Below are 9,531 nucleotides of genomic sequence, written 5' to 3' on the forward strand. Positions count from 1 at the left end.
TGCTCTACCGAAAAAAAGGATTTGATAGCTATTAAAAATATAGGTACAGCCACCGGCAAAAAAGCTTTTAAGGTAGATGGTAGTTGTGTGTTTTCAACGATGATCTGTTCATCATCAGCAATAACAACCGGGACCTTTTTGCCCGCGTAGTTTGCCCACAAATAACCTGCAGCCATAGCCGGGATAGCAACACCAATGCCTGTTAATATCAGCTTGCCATAATCAACTCCGATAATGCCTGCCGCGGCTGCTGCACCGGGGTGGGGTGGTATAAGGCAATGCACCGCATACAAACCTGTAGCAAGCGAAACGGCCATTATCACCATAGAGATACCCGTAGTTCGCGCCAGTGACTTGTTCAACCCGCTTAAAACAATATAGCCCGAATCGCAAAAAATAGGCAGGCCTACTATAAAACCTGTCAGGCTCATGGCTAATGCCGAACGTTTTTCGCCTACACGTTTTAAAATGGCATTAGCCATTACGCGTGTCGCACCGCTATGTTCTAATATCACGCCCAAAGTGGTACCCAAAACTATTATAAAACCAAGCGATTTAAGGATATTGCCAAAGCCATCTTTAACAGAAGTAAGCACATTGGCAAGGGGCATACCTACGTCAAGCCCAACCAAAAAACACGCTATAGCCAGTGCGAAAAATGCGTGAACCCGCCACTTTGCGGTAAGCAGTACAATAACCGCTATACCTGCCACAAGGCAGATCAGTACACGCGCGAGAGAAATATCCATAGTTAGGTTAAAGTTTTGTACTGCCAATATAAGGATAAACCGATGGCTAAAATTTGCGTAAGATGAAAAGCTTAAACAAATAATATCCTATCTTTAAAAACCAATATACACCGCCTTAGCGTAATTTTATGAAAAAGTATCTTACCAACTGTGCGCTACTATTAGCCATAGCATTTGCTTTTCCGGCCGTGCTATCAGCACAGGAACATAAAACGATGGCTATTGGTGCGGCCGCACCCGATTTTAAATTAAAGGGTGTTGATGACAAAACTTATACTTTGCAATCTTTCAACAAAGCCAAAGTGCTGGCGGTTGTTTTTATGTGCAATCACTGCCCAACATCACAGGCTTACGAGGAGAGGATCAAAAAAATGACCACCGATTATGCCAGTAAAGGTGTAGCGGTGGTGGCTATCAGTCCGAATGACCCGGCATCATTACGGTTGGATGAATTGGGGTATAGCGATGTGGGCGACTCCTTTGATGATATGAAACATCGCGCTAAAGAAAAGGCCTTTAATTTTCCATACCTGTATGATGGGGATACCGAGATAGCCTCAAAACAATACGGCCCGGTAGCTACACCGCATATCTTTATTTTTGACAAAGACAGAAAACTGCGTTACAACGGCCGTATTGATGATACTGAAGACCCTGCAAAACCAATAAAATCGGCAGATGCCATAAATGCTATTGAGGCGTTGCTGAGCAATAAGGAAGTGCCGGTGGCTGTGACTAAAACCTTTGGCTGCTCTATAAAATGGGCCGAAAAGCGCGACTGGATCCAAAAGGCTGCCGTAACCTGGGCTAAAGAACCTGTTAGCCTGGATGCCATTGATGCCGATGGAATAACAAAACTGGTAAAGAATGGCAGCGATAAACTGCGCCTGATAAATCTGTGGGCAACCTGGTGTGTTCCATGTGTGCAGGAGTTTCCGGAGTTAGTAACCATAAACCATATGTACCGGGACAGGGGATTGGAGTTTGTTACCATTAGTGCGGATGCACCATCCCGCAAGGAAAATGCCCTGAAGTTTTTGCAAAACAGGCAAGCATCGGGCAAAAATTATATTTATACCGGCGATGATAAGTATAAGATGATAGAAGCTGTCGACCCTAAATGGGATGGCGCGCTACCCTATACCATGCTGGTTGACCCTGATGGTAAAATTGTTTACGCCAAACAGGGTATCATTGACCCGGAAGCATTGAAGAAAATAATTTTTAATGTGCCGATGATGGGCAGAATTTATAAAGACTAACCTTAAATGAAACGACAATTATTTGTAATGTTACTGCTGCTTGTACCGCTGGTAAATTATGCCCAAACGGATACTGCTAAGCTCAATATGCCGCTCAAGAAGGGGAAGATCAACTATGAGGAAACGGTTACTGTAAGTAGTAAAAGCAGCGAGATTGCTGCCCGTAACAAAGCTATACAGTGGTTGGTTAAGCAGTTTCCGAACAATAAAGTGGCATTGTTAAAGAAGAGGACAGGTGCTATATCCGGCGAGGGTACATTTAAGGTAAATGTTAACCCAAGCGGCAATTACTTTTGGCTGAAATTTAAGGTTGATATTGCTGTGGCCGATGGCGCTTATACCCTGAATGTTTACGATTTTTACGAGAAGCCCATAGAGAAAGGCGTCAGTAACGAGTATTCAAAAATTGGCTACCGTTGGTGGGATTACAGCCAGGGGCACCCATGGTCGGCAGAGGATAAACCGCTGTTTATTGGCCTTGATAAAAATAGCCGGGCATTGCTGGCATCTTTCAAAAAGGCGATAGATCAATAATCTCAAATGATAATACAATCTTGATGAAAAAAATATTACTGTTGATATGTATCGCCTGCCTGAGCCTTGTGGCATCGGCACAAAAAATAAAACCCTTTAAAGTGTTGGCCTTGTACGAAAATGGCGGCCACCACGTGGAGTATTCAAAGCGGGCAAAAATATGGCTGGATAAGCTGGCAGCGCAAAAGGGTTTTACTGTAGATTATATCCAGAATACCGATAAAATTGACGACACTTTTTTGAGCAGGTATCAGCTGTTTATACAGCTTGATTATGCACCTTACGCCTGGAAGGATAAGGCAGCCGCCGCGTTTGAAAAATACATAAATGAAGGTAAGGGTGGCTGGATAGGCTTTCATCATGCTACGCTTTTGGGCGAGTTTGACGGCTACCCAATGTGGGACTGGTTCTCGCAATTTATGGGTGGCATTAGGTGGAAAGACTATATAGCCACTTTTGCCAAAGGCAAAGTGAACGTAGAGGACAAGCAGCATCCGGTGATGAAAGGCGTGTCGGCATCCTTTTTAGTGCCGCAAGAGGAATGGTACACTTATGATAAAAGCCCGCGGGCTAATGTGCACGTATTGGCCAGTGTTGATGAAGCAAGCTACGAGCCGCAAGGCAAAGTAAAAATGGGTGACCACCCAGTGATATGGACTAACGAGCATTACAAGGCACGCAACATTTATATTTTTATGGGCCATTCGCCAAACCTGTTTGATAACCCGGCTTACACCCGGCTGTTTAGTAATGCTATATTTTGGGCGGCAGCCTCACCCCAAGCCTCTCCAAAGGAGAGGGAGTAAAACATAACCTAAAATCATGAAGAAGCTTTTCTGTTTGATAATAATCGCGGCGTTATCGGTATCAGCGTTCGCTCAAAAGCCAAAGTTTAAGATACTGGCATTTTATACCACCACGGTAGAATCTGACCATGTTGATTTTGCAAACGATGCTATTAAACACTTTACAGCGCTGGCAGCCAAAAAGGGTTTTGTGTTTGATACCACTACCAATTGGAACCTGATCAATGATGAGCATCTGAAGAACTATCAACTGGTGATGTGGCTGAACGAGTTTCCGCAGAATGAGGGGCAGCGCGCGGCTTTTGTACGGTATATGGATAATGGTGGTGCGTGGCTGGGTTTCCATGTGTCGGGTTATAATGATAAGGACACCCATTGGCCGTGGTTTGTACAATTTATGGGCGGGGCGGTTTTTTACAATAATAACTGGCCGCCATTGCCCGCAAAGCTAATTGTTGACGATACCAAACACCCGGTAACCAAAGGCCTGCCTGCCAGGTTCACCGCGCCCATAAATGAATGGTACGGCTGGAAGCCTAACCCACGAATGAGTAAAGATGTTAAAGTGCTAATTACGCTCGATCCGGCTAATTATCCTTTAGGGAAGAAAGATGTTATAAGGGGCGGGGATATACCTGTGGTTTGGACGAACACCAAATACAAAATGCTTTACTTGAACATGGGCCACGGCGATCATATTTTTACCACAAGCCTGCAAAATAAACTGTTCGAAAATGCCATTATGTGGCTGGGCGCACACAGGTAACTATTTAACAACAGGGTCAATATTCAAAGCCTTGAACAAGTTAGCATCAGGTTGTTGATCTGCATTGTTATAAGTGCCGTCCATTATACTTTGGCCTGTAACACCCGGGTTATTACCATAACCCAACGGCCATTTAGCTTTTGTATTTTTTATGTTTAAACCGGCTAAAGTGGCGGCTTGCAGGCAAAAATCTGTACAGTTGTTATTGCTTAGATGATACTCCAGATCGTTGTATTTTTTGGTTAGCTTAAGTATGTTTTCAAAACTTTTTTTGGAGATGAATTTACCTACAACCTCATCCCATTGATGGCCTGTATCATCCTTAAATTCCGATTCGGAAGTTGGGTCCCACGGAGTGGCAAATAATATCTTCTCCTTTTTAGGGTAAAACCCAAACGAGCAGGATACATAAGTAGAATCGGCATTGTATTTTATCAGCGTGATAAATGTATGGCCGGTATTGCTAAAAACAAACACTTTAGGCTTACCGGATATGGGTTGCTTTACATGAAAAAGCAGGGCATAAGCAACAGTAGGCTTATTATCATTAAAGGTGCTTACAATGCGTTTGTAACTTGTGTATTTGCTTTTGGCTTTTTTTACTTGCTGGGCCTGTTGGTTAACCAGGGAATCGTCTTTGGCGTTTATTGCCAGTTCGTCCGGTTCCACACCATCTGTATCTGCCGCTTTCTCGCTGTTTTGCCTGGCTTTTTTATTCTCGCGCTGTATGGTCTTAAAAAAGCATTTCATGGCCAGCGGGTACAATTTTAACCGTGCAAACAGATTAGCAAAACGGTACAGGGCTTTATTGTTCTTTTGGTTTTCGGCTACAGTGTTACCCAGCTCCAACTGTTTTAAATACTCCATTAACTGTTTGCGCTCCTGCGATTTGCTCAGGTTAAGCGCAATAGTTTTTTGCAGTTTGTTATCATCCTCGTCGTCAAAAATATTGGCTTTGGCAGTTGGGGCAACTACAACAGAATGTTCTTTATTTTCGTTGAGCGGTAAGATGCTGGTTAATGAATCGGGCTTTTCTACGCGGTAGGGCATTGATGCCGATAGTTGGGCATGGGCAATGAAGCTACTGTGTATTAGCAGTGCTAAAAGTATCGGCTTAAGATAAACGGATCGATTACGACTTTTCATATTAGTATTGTGAAACGATAAGGTAAAACGCGTTTAGGCGGAGAGGTTCCTATCAGCAACAATAATATATACGTTTAAATGCATGTAAACGTAACAATGCACCATGTGCGATAAATATAGTAACTAATATATTGCCTGCAAAGCTGTCAGAATAATTTTACAATATTTAACATAAGCCATGACTATATTTGTTTTTAAGGCTAAGTTTTATAGCTATTAATTAATACATATGAGTGAAGATCTGCAATGCCCGGTTGACCATGTAAAAGTGAACGAAAACAAAGTAAGGGTAGTAGCCTTATTGGTGCTGCTATTAGGCGCGGGTTTTTTATTGACAGGGTATAATTTTATAATTCTTTTATTACTGGCAGATTTTTTTGTACGTGCATTTAATATGCAAAAGTATAGCTTGCTGGGGTGGCTTGCCGATGTGTTTGTTAAACAATTTAACCTGCCTAATAAGCCTACCGACCGCGGCCCAAAGCGTTTTGCAGCGGGCATGGGTTTCGTGTTCGTCGCGGCTATTTTAGCTGCTATAATTGGAGGGTGGAATATACTTTTGGTGCCGCTTGCCGCAATGCTGTGTATTTTTGCCTTCCTGGAATCATTCGCGGCATTTTGCATGGGATGTTATGTTTATACGGGTTTGCAAAAGGTAAGTAAGTTGTTTGGAAAGGAATAGCTGGCGATAGATTCTTCAATAGATTACCCATGACAATAGTTAGTAAATGGCGTGAGAAGTGTTCACGTTCACGGCCGTGAACACCATTGTTAGCGCATAAGTAACTAATAATGAGTGTCTTAAAAATTAGCTACTGACAAAATAACGTCACCATTAAATCCAAACCTGGCACAGGCAAACATGCACATAATATAGTCGGTCACGCTGCACGGCCCCGCAAAGGTCTGTCATTGCACCTTCAAAGGCCACGGGATTTGATACTCAAAATGACAAGGTATTTATATAACAAAAGAGGCAACGTATAACACGCTGCCTCTTTTTGCTTGAGATGGAAATATTAATTAGTTGCGCCGCCATTTACCAGTAGATGCTGGCCGCTCACAAATGATGACAGGTCGCTGGCGAAAAACTCTGCAGCGTTGGCTACATCTTCTACTTCGGCTAAACGGCCCATAGGGCAGCTGTCCAGCAGTTGTTTTCTTAATTCGGGGTAGCTATCGGGTTCTGCAAAAATACCTGAATGATCTACCGCGAATGGGATGATAGAATTAACGGTTACACCTTTGTGGCCAATCTCTTTTGAAAGGATATCAACCAAATAACGTGGTGTAGTTTTGCTGCCGCCGTAAACCGCCATCCCCGGTACCGGAAACGATGTAGTGCTTGATGCGATGTAAATGATGCGGCCATTGTTTTCTACGTGTTTAGCAGCTTGCTGCATAGTAAAATAGGTGCCTTTTGTGTTGATGCCGAAAACACGGTCAAATTGTTCTTCGGTAAAATCAACCACCGGGGTTTCCACCAGCTCAATACCGGCGTTGGCCACTACTATATCTATCTTGCCAAATTCCTTTATGGCTTCTGCAAATAAACGTTCCAGGTCGGCAACTTTACTTACATCTGCCTGTACGGCTATAACACGTGCACCCATAGCTTGTATATTGCTTAATACTTCATCTGCCGATGCTTTATCGCGTGAGTAGTTTAAAACAATGTCTGCACCTAATGCTGCGTAACGTTCTGCAATTGCTTTACCTAAACCTCTTGCTGATCCGGTTATTAATGCTACTTTATTTTTTAATGAGTTCATGATTTCTATATTTTAAATTGTTGTGATTTGTTGATTCTTGTCTCTTGATTCTAACCTCTCATTTCTGATTAAGCCATTCCGCCATTAGCGCCTATATTCTGGCCGCTTATCCATTTTGCATCATCGCCTGCAAGGAATGCCACTACTTTGGCAGTGTCTTCGGGTTCGCCAATGCGGTTAAAGGCAGATAGTGATGCCAGGCGGTCTATTACTTCCTGTGGCTTACCTTTAGTGAATAGTTCGGTGTTGGTAGGGCCCGGAGATACAGAGTTTACGTTAATGCCCCTTGCGCCAACCTCTTTGGCAAATACCCGGGTTAATTGCTCAACAGCAGCTTTAGAAGCTACATATGTACTATAGGTAGGCATCATTAAACGGGTAGTGGTTGAAGAAAAGTTGATGATGCTGCCATTATCGGCCAGGCGGGTAGCGGCCTCGCGCATGGTGTTGAATGTGCCTTTTACATTGATGCTGAACTGGCGCTCAAAATCTTCATCAGTGGTATCCTTTAAAAGTTTTGTGATCATGATACCGGCGTTGTTCACCAATACATCAATTTTACCGTAATGTGCAATTGCTGCATCAAACATGTTCTTAACATCTTCGGTTTTGCTTACATCAGCCTGGATGGCTATGGCATCGCCGCCGTTTTGTTTGATGGCCTCAACTGTTTGGTCAGCAGCTTCTTTACCGCCTGCATAGTTTACAATTACTTTTGCACCGGCATTAGCCAGTTTTTGAGCTACAACAGCGCCAATACCTCTTGAAGCGCCTGTTACTAAAATTACTTTTTCTGATAGTGTGTTCATGATTTCCTTTGTTTTATCTTGGTTGTTTTTGTTATCGTTGATTGACAAAACAAAGGTGGGGGTTACGGGTACCCCAAATGATACACATATTAAAGCATTACATACATATTTCTAAGATGTTGGCGAATTATGCTGTTTTCTGAACAGCACAGGGGAGATCTCTGTGTGTTTTTTGAAGTAATTACTGAAGTGTGTAGACTCGGCAAAGCCTAACAGGTAGGCTATTTCTTTTATTGAGGTAGATGAATTTTGCAAAAGGGACTTTGCTTCGGCGATGGTTTTATCAGCTATCCAGGTGCCAATAGCTTTGCCGGTTTTAGTTTTGATAACATTACTGAGATAGTTGGGGTGCAGTGCCTGCGCATCGGCATAATCCTGTACGCGGAAAGCTTTTTCAACTTTACCGCTGCTTAAATCGCGATAATGCTTTTCTAAGGTTAGTTTAAAGTTCTTTACGATCTGTGAGCTTCGGTTACCCTCGTATATGGGGTTATAATCTTCCCAGAAGTATTCCTTTATCTTTAGTAATAGCACCACAAATAGGTTGCCTATAAGCCTGTTACGGTATGGTGAGTTTTTGGTGTATTCCTTTTGTATTTGTTTGTATAGCTGCTCAAACTCGGCAAATACATTGGGGTTTAATACACGCGGCTGTACTGTTTCGGCAAGCAGGAAGGGAAATTCTTCAAAGATATCCTGGTGAACATTCTCTTTAAGAAATGATTCGCTGAGCGTAACAAGAAATACCTCGTTGAGGCTATTCCACAAATGCGATTTAAAGTGCCCTGGGTTGGTGAAATATATTGTACCGGGCATGGTCTTAAATAATTTGTCATCAGTAGTGTACTGGCCATATCCGTCTTTCACAAAAACAAAACTGAAAAAGTTGGCCCGGTAAACCGGCGACTGGAAAGGCAGATCGAGATGGATATTCTTTATATCATGAATGGTGAACTCCGTTTTATCATCAATTCCATCTAAAGGCAAGCCAAAATGAACGTATTGCTCTTTGAGATTATTGAAGATCAGTTTATCGGTTTCTTTCATGGTGTGGGATAGTCTGATTATTGATTTAAAGATACTATGATCATCCAATTTTAACGCCCTTCGTATAAAAAACAAAATATATTGGGTCATCAATAATAAGGGAAGTAAACTACAGGTGGTATTAAACGAAGAGAAATTACCTCTTATTTTACTTTTTCTGTGCTGATTAATGTGTAATTAATCTTTTTTTAACGCGGTTTCAGATTTTCGTTTACTTAACCAAGCGGTCTGTTCTAATTTCCCCTAAGGGAGTTAAAAAGCCGGTAAACCTATTATCTATATGAAGATCAGAATTAAGATCGCCTTTTTGGCATACACATTAGTATGGCTTAGCTTTTCTGCAAGTGGGCAAAATAAGCATAGCAAAGAAACCCTTTTCCCATCCTATAAAAACTTAATTATGGCTGGTTACCAGGGCTGGTTCAGGGCTGCCGGCGATGGTACCGGAACCACCCGCTTTGCATATGGCAACGAGGACCGGTCTGGTATTGATATGTGGCCGGATGTTAGCGAGTACGAGAAAACGTATGAAACGCCTTTTAAATTACAAAACGGGCAAACAGCCAAATTCTTTAGCTCGGCAGATAAAAGTACAATTGATCTGCATTTTAAATGGATGCAGCAATATGGAGTTGATGGC

General features: G+C 42.4%; 10 protein-coding genes and 1 pseudogene. 6 read left to right on the forward strand and 5 right to left on the reverse strand.

Translation table 11 applies throughout. The annotated features are described in order from the left end of the window. On the reverse strand, positions 1–749 hold a 749-nt coding region (locus JWQ85_RS07660; RefSeq protein ID WP_367186193.1), incomplete at its 3' end, for a GntP family permease. Between the two features lie 128 nt (positions 750–877). Between JWQ85_RS07660 and JWQ85_RS07665 the strand changes: the two genes are divergently transcribed. Genes JWQ85_RS07665 through JWQ85_RS07680 form a run of 4 tightly spaced genes read left to right on the forward strand, consistent with a single transcriptional unit; the run spans position 878 to position 4,117 of the window. Then, on the forward strand, positions 878–2,011 hold the full coding sequence (locus JWQ85_RS07665) for a redoxin domain-containing protein (RefSeq protein ID WP_299466388.1): 1,134 nt from the start codon (positions 878–880) through the stop codon (positions 2,009–2,011). A gap of 6 nt (positions 2,012–2,017) precedes the next feature. Continuing rightward, positions 2,018–2,545 carry a hypothetical protein gene (locus JWQ85_RS07670; protein WP_299466391.1) on the forward strand — a complete coding sequence of 176 codons (528 nt, stop codon included), beginning with the start codon at positions 2,018–2,020 and terminating at the stop codon, positions 2,543–2,545. A 23-nt stretch (positions 2,546–2,568) separates the two neighbouring features. Next, positions 2,569–3,351, forward strand: coding sequence for a ThuA domain-containing protein (locus tag JWQ85_RS07675; protein ID WP_299466393.1), 783 nt, complete (start codon positions 2,569–2,571; stop codon positions 3,349–3,351). A gap of 16 nt (positions 3,352–3,367) precedes the next feature. Next, the gene (locus JWQ85_RS07680; RefSeq protein ID WP_299466396.1) at positions 3,368–4,117 is read left to right on the forward strand and encodes a ThuA domain-containing protein; all 750 of its coding nucleotides are present in this window, start codon (positions 3,368–3,370) and stop codon (positions 4,115–4,117) included. On the opposite strand, the gene JWQ85_RS07685 is transcribed toward JWQ85_RS07680, so the two are convergent. After that, positions 4,118–5,263 (reverse strand): hypothetical protein, encoded by a 1,146-nt coding sequence (locus JWQ85_RS07685; RefSeq protein ID WP_299466399.1) that lies wholly within the window; start codon positions 5,261–5,263, stop codon positions 4,118–4,120. A gap of 229 nt (positions 5,264–5,492) precedes the next feature. On the opposite strand from JWQ85_RS07685, the gene JWQ85_RS07690 reads away from it, so the two are divergent. Continuing rightward, positions 5,493–5,945: a DUF4395 domain-containing protein gene (locus JWQ85_RS07690; RefSeq protein WP_299466402.1), complete on the forward strand. Its 453-nt coding sequence runs from the start codon at positions 5,493–5,495 to the stop codon at positions 5,943–5,945. Positions 5,946–6,282: 337 nt separating this feature from the next. Here JWQ85_RS07690 and JWQ85_RS07695 read toward each other — a convergent pair whose 3' ends face one another. The 3 genes from JWQ85_RS07695 to JWQ85_RS07705 form a co-directional block, all read right to left on the reverse strand. Next, positions 6,283–7,035, reverse strand: a complete 753-nt coding sequence (locus tag JWQ85_RS07695) for an SDR family NAD(P)-dependent oxidoreductase (protein WP_299466405.1) — start codon at positions 7,033–7,035, stop codon at positions 6,283–6,285. Between the two features lie 68 nt (positions 7,036–7,103). Next, positions 7,104–7,844: an SDR family oxidoreductase gene (locus tag JWQ85_RS07700; RefSeq protein ID WP_299466408.1), complete on the reverse strand. Its 741-nt coding sequence runs from the start codon at positions 7,842–7,844 to the stop codon at positions 7,104–7,106. A gap of 111 nt (positions 7,845–7,955) precedes the next feature. Continuing rightward, a complete protein-coding gene (locus JWQ85_RS07705) occupies positions 7,956–8,891 on the reverse strand; it encodes a helix-turn-helix domain-containing protein (protein ID WP_299466411.1) in 936 nt (311 codons plus the stop codon). A 280-nt stretch (positions 8,892–9,171) separates the two neighbouring features. On the opposite strand from JWQ85_RS07705, the pseudogene JWQ85_RS07710 reads away from it, so the two are divergent. Then, positions 9,172–9,531, forward strand: a pseudogene (locus tag JWQ85_RS07710) (xylosidase); the annotation flags it as partial.

The sequence above is a fragment of the Mucilaginibacter sp. genome, assembly GCF_028288105.1.
GTDB lineage: Bacteria > Bacteroidota > Bacteroidia > Sphingobacteriales > Sphingobacteriaceae > Mucilaginibacter.